Origin of the sequence: Pseudonocardia sp. ICBG1293, from assembly GCF_020131355.1 — a bacterium.
In the GTDB taxonomy this organism is placed as follows: domain Bacteria; phylum Actinomycetota; class Actinomycetes; order Mycobacteriales; family Pseudonocardiaceae; genus Pseudonocardia.
The window spans coordinates 127,537-141,710 of record NZ_JAHLEL010000047.1 but is presented as its reverse complement, the minus strand read 5'-3'; the positions used below and the strand labels follow the sequence as shown (position 1 = coordinate 141,710).

Genomic DNA, 14,174 nt, shown 5'->3' with positions numbered 1-14,174 from the left:
GCCTCCTCGTCGAGGACGGTGCGGTGCTCTCGGAATGCGGTGCTCTCGCGGTGCGGTGCCCGGAGCGCGGTGCTCAGGTGGGCTCGGGCAGGCCCCGGTAGGCCCGCCAGCCGCCGTGGGCGGTGATGTCGGTGAGCTCGTCGTGCTGGCGCTCCCGTACGCCGGGCCGCAGCCCGACGGCGAGCACGTCGCGGCCGTCCTCGAGCTCGATGACGGTGAGCTCGAGCTCCGGCGGCTCGTCGGGCAGGAAGTCGGTGCGGATCGCCGAGAGCGGGACGTCGTAGATCTCGCCGGCGAGCGGGACGCCGCCGGAGGGGTCCTCGGTCAGGGCCGGGAACTGGTCGCGGACCGAGTACATGCGGTAGTGCGGAGCGGTCCGGACGGCACCCAGGAACGGGTGGGCGGACACGTTGTGGTGGAGCCGGCCGCCGCGCATCGCGTCACCGGAACAGAACAGGGCAGTCACCCGGACCTCCGATCATTCCGCAATGCGGAAAAGTGATTCCGTTGTGCGATGTGAATCGGACCACGGCGCCGGAGGGCTGTCAAGCATCGCGGTCGTCGGCGACCCCTTGACGCTTGCGTGACCGGCGCCATAGCGTGATTCCGCAACGTAAGAGATTCGTTTCACATCGCGGAAATCAGCGCGTCACATTCGATGCGCCACGACGTGGGAACCGAGGTGGCCCCGATGACGGGACCCGGAACGAGCGACCGATCCGCCCCCGCCCCGACCGGTGAGCGGGTGGCCGCCGTGCCCGTCGCCGGGGAACCGGTGGGGGAACCGAGCCCCCGGCTCTACAACCGCGACCTCGCTCCCACCACCGTCGAGGGCCGGTCGTGGAAGGCCTACAACATCTTCACCCTGTGGGCCGTGGACGTGCACAGCCTGGGCAACTACGGCTTCGCGCTCGGCCTGTTCGCGCTCGGCCTGGGGGCGTGGCAGATCCTGGTCTCGCTCGGCATCGGTGCGCTGGTGCTGTTCGTGCTGCTCACCGTCGCCGGGTACATGGGCTACCGCACGGGACTGCCGTTCCCGGTCATGAGCCGGATCTCCTTCGGCGTCCGCGGCGCGCAGCTCCCCGCGCTGGTCCGGGGCGCGGTCGCGATCGCCTGGTTCGGCATCCAGACCTACCTCGCCACCCAGGTCCTCGTCGTGATGGTCCTCGCCGTGGCCCCCGGTGCGGGCGGGCTGGAACAGGTGTCGTTCCTCGGTCTGTCGGTGCTGGGCTGGATCTGCTTCCTCGTGCTGTGGGTCGTGCAGGTGGCGATCCTGCTGCGCGGCATGGACGGCATCCGCCGCTACGAGGCCGTCGCCGGGCCGATCGTGCTGGTGACGCTCGCCGCGCTCGCCGGATGGGTGCTCTGGCAGACCGGCGGTGACATCGCGCTGTCGGTGCCCGACCCGCTGACCGGCGGCGCGATGTGGGTGCAGATCCTGGCCGGGGCGTCGTTGTGGACGGCGATCTACGGCACGTTCGTCCTGAACTTCTGCGACTTCACCCGCGGCGCGGTGTCCACCGGCGCGGGCCGGCGCGGCAGCTTCTGGGGGATCCTGCCCAACACGCTGTTCTTCGGCGTGGTCGTGGTGGTGCTGGCCGGGGGCCAGCTGCGGATCGGCGGCCAGGTGATCGCCAGCCCGGCCGACGTCGTCAACACCATCCCGAACACGCCGCTGCTGCTGCTCGCCTCGGCGGCGCTGCTGATCCTGACGATCGCGGTCAACCTGATGGCGAACTTCGTGGCCCCCTGCTACGCCCTGTCCAACCTGGTCCCGCGGGTGCTGGACTTCCGCCGCGCCGGTGTGGTGAGCGCGCTGATCGGACTGGTCATCCTGCCCTGGAACCTGTACGACTCGCCGATCGTGATCACCTACTTCCTGGGTGTCCTCGGCGCCCTGCTCGGCCCGCTGTTCGGGATCGTGATGGCCGACTACTGGCTGGTGCGCCGCGGGAGGATCGACGTGCCCGCGCTCTACACGGACGCGAGCACCGGCGCCTACCACTACCGCGGCGGGGTCAACCGGCGCGCGGTCGCGGTGTTCGTGCCGTCGGCGCTGGTCGCGGTCGCCGTCGGGTTCGTCCCCGCCCTGGAGCCGGTCGCCCCGTTCAGCTGGTTCCTCGGTGCCGGGCTCGCCGCGCTGCTGACCGTGCTCGTGGCCCCGCGCGGACGGATCTACCACGCGGTGTCCGGGGAGTCCCTGGCCGTGGCACCCACCGGGGGGCACTAGTGCGCATCGTCGTCGTCAACGTGAACACCACCGGGTCGGTGACCGAGGCCATCGCCGCCTCCGCGCGGTCGGTCGCCGCCCCCGGCACCGAGATCGTCGGGCTCACACCGCGGTTCGGCGCCGAGTCGGTCGAGGGCAACCTGGAGAGCTACCTGGCCGCGGTCGGGGTCGCCGACGCCGTCGCGCGGTACGCCGCCTCCGGCGAACCGTTCGACGCGGTGATCCAGGCCGGCTACGGCGAGCACGGCCGGGAGGGACTGCAGGAGATGCTCGACGTGCCCGTCGTCGACATCACCGAGGCCGCCGCGGCGACCGCGATGTACCTCGGCCACCGCTACGCGGTCGTGACCACACTGGACCGCACCGTCCCGCTCATCGAGGACCGTCTGCTGGTCGCCGGGCTGGAACGGCGGTGCGCCTCGGTGCGTGCCTCCGGCCTCGCGGTGCTGGAGCTGGAGCAGGACCCCGCCCGCGCGGTCGCCGCGATCGTCGAGCAGGCCCGGCTGGCCGTCGAGCACGACCACGCCGAGGTGATCTGCCTGGGCTGCGGCGGCATGGCGGGCCTGGAGGAGAAGGTGCGGGGGGGAAACCGGCGTGCCGGTCGTCGACGGGGTGCAGGCCGCGGTGACCGTCGCCGAGTCGCTGGTGCGCCTGCGCCTGAGCACCTCGAAGGCCCGCACCTACGCGGCCCCCCGGACCAAGAAGATCACCGGATTCCCCCTGGAGTTGCCATGACCAGCTACGACCTGGTGGTCCGCGGACAGCGGATCATGACCACCGCCGGCGAGCAGCCCCGCGAGATCGGCGTGACCGGCGGGCGGATCGTCGCGATCGAGCCGCTGGGCAACGGCCTCGACGGCGCCCGGGTGATCGATCTCGCCGACGACGAGGTGCTGCTGCCCGGCCTCGTCGACACCCACGTCCACGTCAACGAGCCCGGCCGCACCGAGTGGGAGGGCTTCGCCTCGGCGACCCGGGCCGCCGTGGCCGGCGGGGTCACCACCATCGTCGACATGCCGCTGAACTCGATCCCGCCGACGGTCGACGTCGCCGCGCTGGAGGTCAAGCGCAAGGTCGCCGAGCACCAGGCGTTCGTCGACGTCGGGTTCTGGGGTGGCGCGGTGCCGGGCAACCTGGGGGACCTGCGCGGCCTGCACGACGAGGGGGTCTTCGGCTTCAAGTGCTTCCTGCTGCACTCCGGCGTCGACGAGTTCCCGCCGCTCGACGCCGACGAGATGGAGCGCGACATGGCCGAGCTGGCCACGTTCGACGCCGTCATGATCGTGCACGCGGAGGACTCCCGGGCCATCGAGAAGGCCCCCACCCCGCACGGCGCGCGCTACGAGACCTTCCTGCGCTCGCGCCCGCGCGGGGCGGAGAACCTGGCGATCGCCGAGGTCATCGAGCGCGCCCGCTGGACCGGGGCGCGTGCGCACGTGCTGCACGTGTCCTCCTCCGACGCGCTGCCGATGATCGCCACCGCGCGCCGCGACGGCGTCCGGATCACCGCCGAGACCTGCCCGCACTACCTGACGCTGTTCGCCGAGGAGATCCCCGACGGCGCCACCACCCACAAGTGCTGCCCGCCGATCCGCGAGGCGTCCAACCGGGAGCTGCTCTGGGAGGGGCTCCTCGACGGGACGATCGACTGCATCGTCAGCGACCACTCGCCGTCGACGGTCGAGCTGAAGCTGCTCGACTCCGGTGACTTCGGGCTCGCCTGGGGCGGGGTGTCGTCGTTGCAGCTGGGCCTGTCGCTGGTGTGGAGCGAGGCACGCCGGCGGGGCATCGGGCTCGCGCAGGTGGTGCAGTGGATGGCGTCGAAGCCGGCCGACCTGGTCGGGCTGCGCTCCAAGGGCCGGATCGCGCTGGGCTACGACGCCGACCTCGCGGTCTTCGCCCCCGACGCCGCCTACGTCGTCGACCCGGACCGGCTGCACCACAAGAACAAGGTGAGCGCCTATGCCGGCCGGTCGCTGTCCGGCGTGGTCCGGCGCACCGTCCTGGGCGGGCGCGACGTCGACGTCGCCGGTGAGCCGCACGGCCGGCTGCTGCGCCGCGGGTCGGTGGAGCGGGTGACCGGCGCGCCGGGCGCCGTGGAGGCCCCCGACGTCCCCGCCGCACCGTCCGAGCAGGGCTAGACTTCCGTCATGCGGAAGAACGATCCCGACAGCCGTGTCGGTGCCGCCGCGGACGCCGCCGTGGACGGTGCCGCGGCCGCGCCGGCACGCTCGGGGGCCGTGCAGTCCGTGGAGCGGGCCGTGGACCTGCTGGAGGCGATGGCCGACGCGGGCGGGACGGTCAGCCTGTCCCACCTCGCGGCCACCTCCGGGCTCCCGCTGCCGACCATCCACCGGCTCGTCCGGACCCTCGCCGGGCGCGGCTACGTCCGCCAGCAGTCCTCCCGGGAGTACGCCCTGGGCCCCCGCCTGGTGCGCCTGGGCGACACCGCCGGTCGTCTGGTGGGCATGTGGGCCCGGCCCCGGCTCGCGGCGCTGGTCGACGACCTGGGGGAGAGCGCGAACCTGGCGCTGCTGGAGGGCAACCAGGTCGTCTACGTCGCCCAGGAGCCCGGCCGGCACTCGATGCGGATGTTCACCGAGGTGGGGCGACGGGTGTCGCCGCACTGCACCGCCGTCGGCAAGGCCCTGCTGTCGAGGATGCCGGTCGAGCGGGCGCGCGAGATCCTGCGGCACACCGAGTTCGTCCGACACACCGACAACACCATCACCTCGCCCGAGGAGTACGCCGCCGAGCTCGACAAGGTCCGGGCCGCCGGGTACGCCGTCGACGAGGGGGAGCAGGAACTCGGGGTGCGCTGCGTCGCCGTCGCCCTGGACAGCCCGCTGCCCGCGGCGGTGTCCATCTCCGGTCCGACGACCCGGATGACCGACGCCCTGCTCGACTCCGCCGTGCCGAAGCTGCAGTCCGTGGCCGATGCGCTGGTGGCGGAGCTGGCCCGGCAGGACGCGGCCGGGGCCTGAGATCGTCCCCGTGTGAGGAGAGGCCGGGCCGCCGGCCCCGGATACCGGCGGCGACGCGCCGTGATCGCGACCGATGAGTAGGCCGGTGCCGGATCCGGCACCCGATCCCTCGCCGGTGGCGATCATCGCTGGGAGCGGGGCCCGGCTGGTCCGTGGTGATCGCGGCCGGTGAGGGATTCGGTGCTGCATCCGGCACGTGATGCCTCGCCGGTGACGACCACCGACCGCTCGGTGGACGTCACGTCCCCGGGCCCCACCGTTCGCGGGCGCGAACCGGGTCCGGCGTTCGCACCCGGGAACCGGGCCGGCGCATGATCCTGTCCCGATGACCGATCTGGAACGGCTGCTGGTCCGGCAGGGCGGCCTGGTCACCCGGACCCAGGCGATCGCCTACGGCGTTCCGGCCCGCACCGTCGCGCGACGGGTGTCCTCCGGTGCCTGGCGGGCGCGGCACCCCGGGGTCTACCTGGTCGCCGGTCACCGGGTCACCGACGAGACCCGGGTCCGGGCGGCGTGGCTCTGGGGCGGCGCCCGCTGCGTCGTGACCGGGCCCGCGGCCGCGTACTGGCTGGGGCTGCGTCCCGGTGCCCCGGCCGAGGTGCTGCTCGCCGTCCCGCCGACGGTGCAGCGGGCCCGGCGGCCGGGAGTGCGTCTGCGTCGCCGCAGCCTGGGCCCGGCCGACCGGGTCGTCCACCGGGGGATCGTCGTGACCGCGACGCCGCTGACCGTGCTGGAGACCGCCGCCGTGCTGCCGGGCGACGCCGGGACCACGTTCCTCGACCGGGCGCTGCAGCGGTGGGTGTCCTACGACGAGCTGCACGCGGCGTACTGCCGGGTGGCCGGCACCCCTGGCGTCGCGGCGGCCGTGCGGCTGCTCGTCGCGGCGGGGGACCGGGCCGACTCGGCCCTGGAACGACGGTTGCTGCGGCTGCTGCGCGACGCCCGGCTCCCCGGGCTCGTGCGGGCGATGCCGTTCGGGCCCTGGACGATCGACCTCGCGTTCCCCGCGGCGCGGGTGGCGGTGGAGGTCGACGGCTGGGCCTGGCACAGCGACCCGGAGCGGTTCAGGGCCGACCGTCGCAAGCAGAACGCACTGGTCGCAGCCGGGTGGACGGTGCTGCGGTTCACCTGGTCCGACGTGCACGACCGGCCGGGCGGGACCGTCGCCCGCATCCGCCGGGCCGTGCATGATCGCGCCGCCTGAGGGGTCCGGTGCCGGATCCGGCGCCGGACCCCTCGGAGGAGGCGATCACTCGTCGCGGACCCGGGTCCCCGGCTCGGTGGTGACCGGCTCGTAGGAGTCCGGGCCCAGCACCTGCCCGGAGGACAGGATCCGGATCTCCCCGGTCTGGACGAGCACCGGCGGTCCCGCGGCGACGATCGACGGCGCCGGCGCCCTCCCGGACCCCAGCACGTTGAAGAACAGGTTCAGCAGCACCGCGACGATCGCCGCCGAGCTGATGCCGGAGTGGAAGATCGTCGAGAACCAGTCCGGGAAGCGCGACCAGAAGTCCGGCGACACCACCGGCACCAGGCCGAACGCCACCGCCGCCGCGACGACCACCATGTTGTTGGTGTTGCGGTACTCCACCGACGCCAGCGTCCGGATGCCGCTCGCGGCGACCGTGCCGAACAGCACGATGCCGGCCCCGCCGAGCACCGGCTGCGGGATCGCCGAGAACACCGCCGCGGCCATCGGTGAGAGGCCCAGCAGCAGCAGGAGCACGCCGCCCGCGGCGACGGCGAACCGGCTCCGGACGCCGGTGAGGGCGACCAGGCCGACGTTCTGTGCGAACGCCGTCGCCGGGAAGGAGTTGAACACCGGGGCCAGGACGGAGGCGGCCATGTCGGCGCGCAGGCCGTCGCCCACCCGCCGGGAGTCCACCTCGGTCCCGACGACCTCACCGACGGCGAGGATGTCGGCGGTCGTCTCCACCATGATCACCAGGACCACGATGACCATGGACACGATCGCCCCGATCTCGAACAGCGGTCCACCGAACGCGAACGGCGTCGGGAGGGCGACCACCCCCGCCGCGCCGACCTCGGAGAAGCTGCTGAGCCCCAGCACGAGGGCGACGACGGTGCCGACCAGGAGCCCGAGCAGCACCGACAGCCGGGAGACCGCCCGGATCCTGCTGGCGACGACCACGACCAGGAAGGTGAACCCGGCCAGCGCGATGTCGGGCAGCGCGCCGAACGCAGGGTTGGGCACCGTCGCGCCGTCGACGGTGGTCGTCTCCTGGCCGGTGATCCAGCCGGTCGCCACCGGCATCAGCGACAGCCCGATCACGGTGATGATCGAGCCGGTCACCACCGGCGGGAACAGCCGCACCACCCGGGCGAAGAACGGGGTGATGAGCAGCCCGACCAGCGCGGCGACGAGGACGGCGCCGAACACGGTGCGCAGGCCGTCGGTGCCGTCGTCGCCGACGATCGCGATCATCGTCGACACCGAGGCGAACGAGGTGCCCTGCACCAGCGGCAGCTGCGAGCCGAAGAACGGCAGCCCGAGCGTCTGCAGGATCGTGGCGAGCCCGCTCACGAACAGCCCGCAGGCCACGAGGACGGCGCTCTGCAGCGGGTCGAGCCCGGCCGCGCCGCCGATGATGATCGGGACGGCGATCACGCCGCCGAACATCGCGAGGATGTGCTGCACGCCGTACCCGACCGTCGCGCCGACGCCGAGGCGTTCGTCCTCGGGCCGGGGGCCGCCCGCGCGGCGGACGGCCGGCGCCGGCCCGTCGGTTCCGGGGCCGGTACTGTCGTGGCTGCTCATGAGACGTCCCTAAGAGGTCGTTTCAGAACGACTTGTCGAGTTTCCATTGACCCCTCGACGACAGATCAAACGGCAGGTCAGATAGCCGCTTGTCGTCTACAACAGACACGTCGACCTCGTTCTGAAATGACCTCTAAGGTCGCAGGTGTTCGGGGTTGATGCCCCGGATGCCCGGGACGACGGGGTGTGGCTGATGAGCTGTTGCCGCTTCGGTGGCTCGGAAGGAATGGCCGCCCCGTCGTTCTGGACAGGCCTGGCCACTGATTCGGATCTGATGCGAACCGTCGCTGATTAGGGACCTGATGGCGGGTTGTCCACGGGCGTGAACTGCAACAACAGGAGTTTGTTCGTGGCGCGACGAGCAGTGGTCTGGATCGGGATCGACGTCGGGAAAAGGACCCACCACGCCTGCGCTGTCGATGCCGAGGGCAAGGTTGTGTTCTCCCGCAAGGTCGGCAACGACCAGGCCGCGATCGAAGCTCTGCTCGATCGGGCGTCCGCCGCGGCCGAGGACGTGCGGTGGGCGATCGATCTGACCAACAGCTATGCCGCGCTGTTGCAGGTCGTCCTCACCGCAGCCGACCAGCGGGTGGTCTACGTTCCCGGGCGGGTCGTCAACCGGATGAGCGGCGTGTTCCGTGGGGAGGCCAAGACCGACGCCCGCGACGCAAAGGTCATCGCCGACACCGCCCGCATGTCCGGCGCCGACCTCACCGTGGTTACCGCCACTGACGAGACCACTGCTGAGCTGCGTCGGCTCGTGGCCCACCGCGAGGACCTGATGGCTGACTGGGTACGCGGGGTCAACCGGCTGCGTGACCTGCTCGGGTCGATCTTTCCCGGTCTCGAGGCGGCCTTCGACTACTCCACCCGCAGCGCTCTGGTGCTGGTCACCGGGTTCCAGACACCGCAGGCGCTCCGAGACGCGGACACAGCCGGAGTGATCGAGTATCTGCACGCCCACCGGGCATGGGCACCAGGCATCCCCACGATGGCGGCCACCGCGGTCGCCGCAGCCCACGCCCAGACCGTGACCCTGCCCAGCGAGACGCGGACCGCGGTCCTTGTCGCCGGCCTGGCCCGGCGGCTGTTGGAGCTCGACCGGGAGATCAAAGACACCGACAAGCTGATCACCACCGTGTTCCGCACCCACCCGGACGCGGCGATCATCGAGTCGCTGCCCGGACTCGGCCCCATTCTGGGCGCGGAATTCCTCACCGCCACCAACGGCGGTGTCAGCAGCAGTATCGGCGCTGATGTCGGCTCCGAGCTGGGTGGCTTCGCCAGCTCGGGACGGCTGGCCTCCTACGCCGGCCTCGTCCCAGTGCCCCAGGACTCCGGCCGGATCAGCGGGAACCTGCGCCGCCCACGACGCTACAACCGCCGCCTGCGGCGAGTGTTCTACATGGCCGCGCTGTCCAGCCTCAAGGTCAACGGCCCGTCCCGGGCCTTTTACCAGCGCAAACGCAGCGAAAGAATGCTGCACACCCAAGCTCTGCTCGCCCTGGCCCGACGCCTGGTCGACGTCCTGTGGGCCCTGCTGCGTGACCGGAGAATGTTCACCATCACCGCACCACAACCCGCTACCGCGGCTTGACACCATCATTCGGATTCCTTCGTGTGGACGGGTGGGGTCAGACGAAGGACGGCACGTCGGTCCAGGCCTCCGGCGCCGGGGTCACGCCGTCCCGCACGACGGTGCCCTCGATCAGGCCGTAGGGGCGGTCGGCGGCGTGGAAGACCTCGCCCGGGTTCTTGAGTCCGAACGGCGACAGGTCGGACAGGAAGTGGTGCTTGTTCGGCATCGCGAACCGGACCTCGGCGACGCCGTCGCACGCCTCGACCGCGGCGCGGCCCATCTCGAACAGCGACTGCTGCAGGGCCAGCGAGTGCGTGGTGGCGAACGCCGACAGCATCGCGGCGCCGATCGCGTCGTAGGCGGCGTTGTAGTCCAGCCCGGCCGCGACGGCCTCGGGCAGGTACCGCCAGCGCGCGGTGACCGAGGTGGCCAGGATGCGGTCGTCGGTCTCGACCAGGGTGGTGTAGCGGTCGCGCGGGAAGCCGTGGAACTCGCTGCCGGTGGACTTGAGGACGGTGAGGTCCTTGAGCCCGGCGGTGACGTGGGTGGCCCCGCCGGTCTTCTGCACCGTCGCGAGCCGGGTGGCCCGGCCCGAGCGGACGAAGGAGTGGTCGTGCCCGGCGCCGTCGACGGCGATCCGCTCCCACTCGTACAGCTCGGCCTGCCACAGCCCACCGGTGATCCACTCGAACTCCCCGGTGAAGTGGTCACCGAGCAGCATCAGGAACTCCTCGGGCGAGGTGATCCCGTGCTCGGACGCGAATGCGTACACCACGTTCTTCTGGGTGTCGGTGGCGACGACCTTCGCGTTGTCGCCGGTCAGGTAGCTGCTCTCCAGGGCGGCACCGCGCAGCTGGCTGGTCACGTTCAGGTCGTGGATCTCGTGGCGCGCGGTGTCGCGGACGACCCGCACCACGCGGACCTCCGCCTTGCCGTACTTGTTGTCGCCGAGGTGCACCGAGACGGACATGGATCAGCTCCCGAGGTAGGTGGAGTAGGAGTAGGGCGACAGCAGCAGCGGGACGTGGTGGTGGCGGTCGGTGCGCTCCGGGCGGAACGCGATCGACACCTCCGGGAAGAACGGGCTCGGGGTGCTGAACGTGATGCGGTGCAGCACGCCCGCGGTCAGAGCGGCCGTGTCCGGCGCGCGCCAGCGGCCGTCGGCGTCGGTGGTGCCCTCGGCCAGCACGGTGTCACCGGCGTGCAGGACGACCGGGACACCCGCGGCGGGGCGACCCGCGGCGGCGTCGAGGACGTGGGTGGAGAAGCTGCTCACGACAGCACCTGCCGCAGTCGCAGTCCGGTGATCTCGGCGAGCTGCCTGGCGGCCTCGGCGCGCTCGGTCGCCGGGTCGTTGCGCAGCCGCCGTTCCAGCTCGGCGAGGACCTCCGCCGCGTCCCGGCCCGCGGCCCGGATCAGGAACACGTGCCCGAACCGGTGCTCGTAGGCGGCGTTGCCGGCGGCGAGCCGGGCCGTGGTGTCGGCTCCGGTGTCCACCCCGGACTGCTCGGAGCGGGAGAACGCGGCGCCCTCGGCGTGCGCGGTCCCGGGCCGCTCGCCGATGCGGGGGTGCCCGGCCAGGACGGCGTCGATCTCGGCGCCGTCCAGCTCGAGGACCGCCTTCTCCGCCGCGGCGACCGCGTCGTCGACCCCGGCGTAGGGGCGACCCGCCAGCAGCCGGTCGGCCCAGGCCGTCGAGGTGGCGCAGGCGCGCAGCGACGGTCGCAGCACGTCCGGCGGCGCGGTGTTGAGGTGGTCGAGGGTCAGGGCGTCCGGCATGGGGCCTGCTTCCGTACTCGTTCCGCGATTTCCACGATGCGAAATCGTGGTTCCGAAGTGTTATCAGTGTTGGTTTCGCGGCGGTGAGGTGTCAAGGGTCACCCGCCGGCGGCCCTCGGGCGGGCGCGGTCGCGGTGCGTGTCGGCGGCCCACGCTGCGCGGTGCGCCGACCTCGCGCGCCCGGTGCGGCCGGTTCGTCATCCAGTCGTACCGCGACGCAGCACGGGCGTCATCCGGTGCCCCGGCTCGTCCGGTTCGCCGGGTTCTGTGGTCACGCAGTCGTCACGAGCGGGCAACGCCGTGCGGTCGTTGCGCCACGGACCATTCCCGGTCGGTGGTCCTCCGACCCGGCCACCGTGGGGGCATCGATGACGCAGGAGATGGACCGGACCGCGGCCGCGCAGGCCGGCGCCGCGCGCGAGACGCTGGAGGACTACACGCTGCGGTTCGCGCCGCGCAGCTACCGCCGCTGGTCGCCGGGCGTCGTCGGCGTGACGGCCCTCGGTGGCATCGCCTACCTCGCCGACTTCGCGATCGGTGCGAACATCGGCATCGCCTACGGCACGGTGAACGCCCTGTGGGGCATCGCCGTGTTCGCGCTGGTGATCATCGCGACCGGACTGCCGCTGGCGTACTACGCGGCCCGCTACAACCTCGACCTGGACCTGATCACCCGTGGCAGCGGCTTCGGCTACTACGGCTCGATCCTGACCAACGTCATCTTCGCGACGTTCACCTTCATCTTCTTCGCCCTCGAGGGCTCGATCATGGCCCAGGGCCTGGAGCTGGGGCTGGGTCTGCCGCTGTGGGCGGGCTACGCCGTGTCCACGGTGATCATCTTCCCGCTGGTGGTGTACGGGATGTCGCTGCTGTCCACGCTGCAGGTGTGGACGACGCCGCTTTGGCTGGTCCTCATGGTGCTGCCGTTCGGCTACCTGCTCGTCGCGCACCCGGACTCGGTGTCGACGTTCCTGGCCTACCAGGGCGAGGACGGCACGGGGACCCCGAGCCTCGGCTCGGTCATGCTCGCCGCCGGGGTGTGCCTGTCACTGATCGCCCAGATCGCCGAGCAGATCGACTACCTGCGGTTCATGCCGCCCAGGACCCCGGAGAACGCCCGCCGCTGGTGGACCGCGACCCTGCTCGCCGGGCCGGGCTGGGTGCTGTTCGGGGCGGCCAAGCAGGTCGTCGGGCTCTTCCTCGCGGTGTACCTCATCGCCAACGTGGCCGACGGCGCGACGGTGGCCAACGAGCCGGTGCACCAGTTCCTGGTGATCTACCAGGAGCTGATGCCCGCGTGGCTGGCGATCACCCTCGCCGTGGTGCTCGTCGTCATCAGCCAGATCAAGATCAACGTCACGAACGCCTACTCGGGCTCGCTGGCCTGGACGAACTCCTTCACCCGGATCACCGGGACCTACCCCGGCCGCCTCGTGTTCCTCGGCGTCAACCTGGTGATCGCGCTCGTGCTGATGGAGGCGAACATGTTCGACTTCCTCAACGCGATCCTCGGGTTCTACGCCAACATGGGCATCGCGTGGATCGTCGTGGTCGCCACCGACATCGTGGTGAACAAGTACCTGCTGGGCATCTCGCCGAGGATCCCGGAGTTCCGCCGCGGCATGCTGTACGCGGTCAACCCGGTCGGGTTCGGCTCGGTGCTCGTCGCGGGCGGGCTGTCGATCGCGGCGTTCTTCGGGCTGCTGGGCGAGGCGATCGCGCCGTTCTCGCCGCTGGTCGCGATCGTGCTCGGGGTGGTGCTGCCGCCGGTGATCGCGCTGGCCACCCGGGGCCGCTGGTACCTGCGCCGCACGGACGACGGGATCGACCTGCCGATGCTCGACGAGCACGGCAACCCCTCGGCGGTCACGCTGCCGTGCCACGTGTGCGGGCAGGACCTGGAGCGACCGGACATGGCGGCCTGCCCCGCGCACGACGCCTACGTGTGCTCGCTGTGCCTGAGCACCGACCGGACGGGCGAGCACCTGCTCCCGGCCGGGAGGTGAGCGCGACCGGTGCGGGGGCCGGCGTGGAGGTCCGGCGCCCGCCCCCGCACCGTGGTGGGGTCACCCGGCGGCGGCGACCGCCTCGGCGAGGCGGCGGGCGGCGGTGACGGCATCGTGCGCGACGGCCGTCGCCAGTGCTCCGCGCCCGGGCAGCGGGGACAGGCTCCAGCCGTCCCCGCAGCTCGCGGGGACCTGCTCGTGGGCGGGCCCGACCAGGACCTCGGTGCCCAGGACCCGGTGCCCGGCGAGGTGGGCGGGGGAGTCGTCGAGCAGCGGGTCACCGATCTCCTGGGTCTGCACCAGCAACGGTCCGCCGTCCCGCTCGGTGACCCGGACCGTGCCCCGGCAGCGACCCGGCCGCTCCCCGGTGCGGCCGGCGACCAGCACGTCGCGGGCGCGCAGCGCGGCGGTCGGGGCGAGCACCACGTCGAGCACGGCTTCGTGGTGGGCACGCCCGGTCACCACCGTCGGTTCCGGCAGGTAGGTCAGCGAGCCGCCGTCGTCGACGGTGCAGCGCAGCACGGTCCGGCTCGGTCGGGTCGTGCCGTCGGTGCGGCGTGCCCCCGGCAGCGCGACGGCCGCGGCGACCCCGGTCAGGATCAGGTGCGCCCCCGCCCCGACCGTGACGGTGAGGGTGACGTCGTCGCCGGCCAACGGGGTGGAGGCCGACCCGACCAGGTGCACGACGGCCTCGGACCGGGAGGCGCCGGTGACGCCGCGGCGGGGGACCAGGGCCAGCGGGGACTGCGCGCGCAGCGTGGTGACGACCGACCGGCCCTCCCGCGCGACGACGACGAGCTCCGCGCAGGCCCGCACC

At 72.2% G+C, this 14,174-nt stretch carries 12 protein-coding genes and 1 pseudogene; 7 read left to right on the top strand and 6 right to left on the bottom strand.

All coding sequences use genetic code 11. The features are described from left to right. Nucleotides 1–73 precede the first annotated feature (73 nt). Complete coding sequence (locus KPF47_RS23945) at nucleotides 74–466, bottom strand: amidase (RefSeq protein ID WP_224391052.1); 393 nt, start codon at nucleotides 464–466, stop codon at nucleotides 74–76. Between the two features lie 225 nt (nucleotides 467–691). On the opposite strand from KPF47_RS23945, the gene KPF47_RS23940 reads away from it, so the two are divergent. The 5 genes and pseudogenes from KPF47_RS23940 (at nucleotide 692) to KPF47_RS23920 (ending at nucleotide 6,418) form a co-directional block, all read left to right on the top strand. After that, the gene (locus tag KPF47_RS23940; RefSeq protein WP_224391051.1) at nucleotides 692–2,230 is read left to right on the top strand and encodes an NCS1 family nucleobase:cation symporter-1; all 1,539 of its coding nucleotides are present in this window, start codon (nucleotides 692–694) and stop codon (nucleotides 2,228–2,230) included. Next, nucleotides 2,230–2,965: pseudogene (locus KPF47_RS23935) on the top strand (aspartate/glutamate racemase family protein). The gene KPF47_RS23940 and the pseudogene KPF47_RS23935 overlap by 1 nt, the downstream one beginning before the upstream one ends. Continuing rightward, nucleotides 2,962–4,371 (top strand): allantoinase AllB, encoded by a 1,410-nt coding sequence (gene allB / locus KPF47_RS23930; RefSeq protein WP_224391050.1) that lies wholly within the window; start codon nucleotides 2,962–2,964, stop codon nucleotides 4,369–4,371. The pseudogene KPF47_RS23935 and the gene allB overlap by 4 nt, the downstream one beginning before the upstream one ends. 9 nt (nucleotides 4,372–4,380) lie before the next feature. Then, entirely contained in the window at nucleotides 4,381–5,214 is an 834-nt protein-coding gene (locus tag KPF47_RS23925; protein ID WP_224391049.1) for an IclR family transcriptional regulator, read from the top strand. Nucleotides 5,215–5,539: 325 nt separating this feature from the next. Beyond that, nucleotides 5,540–6,418 (top strand): type IV toxin-antitoxin system AbiEi family antitoxin domain-containing protein, encoded by an 879-nt coding sequence (locus KPF47_RS23920; protein WP_224391048.1) that lies wholly within the window; start codon nucleotides 5,540–5,542, stop codon nucleotides 6,416–6,418. A 45-nt stretch (nucleotides 6,419–6,463) separates the two neighbouring features. On the opposite strand, the gene KPF47_RS23915 is transcribed toward KPF47_RS23920, so the two are convergent. Beyond that, a complete protein-coding gene (locus tag KPF47_RS23915) occupies nucleotides 6,464–7,993 on the bottom strand; it encodes a nucleobase:cation symporter-2 family protein (RefSeq protein ID WP_224391047.1) in 1,530 nt (509 codons plus the stop codon). A 349-nt stretch (nucleotides 7,994–8,342) separates the two neighbouring features. Here KPF47_RS23915 and KPF47_RS23910 point away from each other — a divergent pair, with 349 nt between their 5' ends. Beyond that, nucleotides 8,343–9,590 (top strand): IS110 family transposase, encoded by a 1,248-nt coding sequence (locus KPF47_RS23910; RefSeq protein WP_224386790.1) that lies wholly within the window; start codon nucleotides 8,343–8,345, stop codon nucleotides 9,588–9,590. A 37-nt stretch (nucleotides 9,591–9,627) separates the two neighbouring features. Here the strand turns inward: KPF47_RS23910 and pucL are convergent, their stop codons facing one another. The 3 genes from pucL to uraD are packed head-to-tail and all read right to left on the bottom strand — an operon-like array spanning nucleotide 9,628 to nucleotide 11,351. Beyond that, the gene (pucL, locus tag KPF47_RS23905) at nucleotides 9,628–10,542 is read right to left on the bottom strand and encodes a factor-independent urate hydroxylase (protein WP_224391046.1); all 915 of its coding nucleotides are present in this window, start codon (nucleotides 10,540–10,542) and stop codon (nucleotides 9,628–9,630) included. A 3-nt stretch (nucleotides 10,543–10,545) separates the two neighbouring features. Then, nucleotides 10,546–10,848: a hydroxyisourate hydrolase gene (locus KPF47_RS23900; protein ID WP_224391045.1), complete on the bottom strand. Its 303-nt coding sequence runs from the start codon at nucleotides 10,846–10,848 to the stop codon at nucleotides 10,546–10,548. Further along, on the bottom strand, nucleotides 10,845–11,351 hold the full coding sequence (gene uraD / locus KPF47_RS23895; RefSeq protein ID WP_224391044.1) for a 2-oxo-4-hydroxy-4-carboxy-5-ureidoimidazoline decarboxylase: 507 nt from the start codon (nucleotides 11,349–11,351) through the stop codon (nucleotides 10,845–10,847). Before uraD ends, KPF47_RS23900 begins: the two co-directional genes overlap by 4 nt. A gap of 368 nt (nucleotides 11,352–11,719) precedes the next feature. Here uraD and KPF47_RS23890 point away from each other — a divergent pair, with 368 nt between their 5' ends. After that, complete coding sequence (locus KPF47_RS23890; protein WP_224391043.1) at nucleotides 11,720–13,357, top strand: cytosine permease; 1,638 nt, start codon at nucleotides 11,720–11,722, stop codon at nucleotides 13,355–13,357. Between the two features lie 60 nt (nucleotides 13,358–13,417). On the opposite strand, the gene KPF47_RS23885 is transcribed toward KPF47_RS23890, so the two are convergent. Continuing rightward, a complete protein-coding gene (locus tag KPF47_RS23885; protein ID WP_224391042.1) occupies nucleotides 13,418–14,173 on the bottom strand; it encodes an urease accessory protein UreD in 756 nt (251 codons plus the stop codon). Nucleotide 14,174 lies beyond the last annotated feature (1 nt).

Excerpts from the sequence above, each read along its gene's own strand:
- KPF47_RS23890 (WP_224391043.1), top strand. The coding sequence starts at position 11,720 with ATGACGCAGGAGATGGACCGGACCGCGGCCGCGCAGGCCGGCGCCGCG.
- KPF47_RS23925 (WP_224391049.1), top strand. The coding sequence starts at position 4,381 with ATGCGGAAGAACGATCCCGACAGCCGTGTCGGTGCCGCCGCGGACGCC.
- KPF47_RS23940 (WP_224391051.1), top strand. The coding sequence starts at position 692 with ATGACGGGACCCGGAACGAGCGACCGATCCGCCCCCGCCCCGACCGGT.
- allB (WP_224391050.1), top strand. The coding sequence starts at position 2,962 with ATGACCAGCTACGACCTGGTGGTCCGCGGACAGCGGATCATGACCACC.
- KPF47_RS23920 (WP_224391048.1), top strand. The coding sequence starts at position 5,540 with ATGACCGATCTGGAACGGCTGCTGGTCCGGCAGGGCGGCCTGGTCACC.
- pucL (WP_224391046.1), bottom strand. The coding sequence starts at position 10,542 with ATGTCCGTCTCGGTGCACCTCGGCGACAACAAGTACGGCAAGGCGGAG.
- KPF47_RS23915 (WP_224391047.1), bottom strand. The coding sequence starts at position 7,993 with ATGAGCAGCCACGACAGTACCGGCCCCGGAACCGACGGGCCGGCGCCG.
- uraD (WP_224391044.1), bottom strand. The coding sequence starts at position 11,351 with ATGCCGGACGCCCTGACCCTCGACCACCTCAACACCGCGCCGCCGGAC.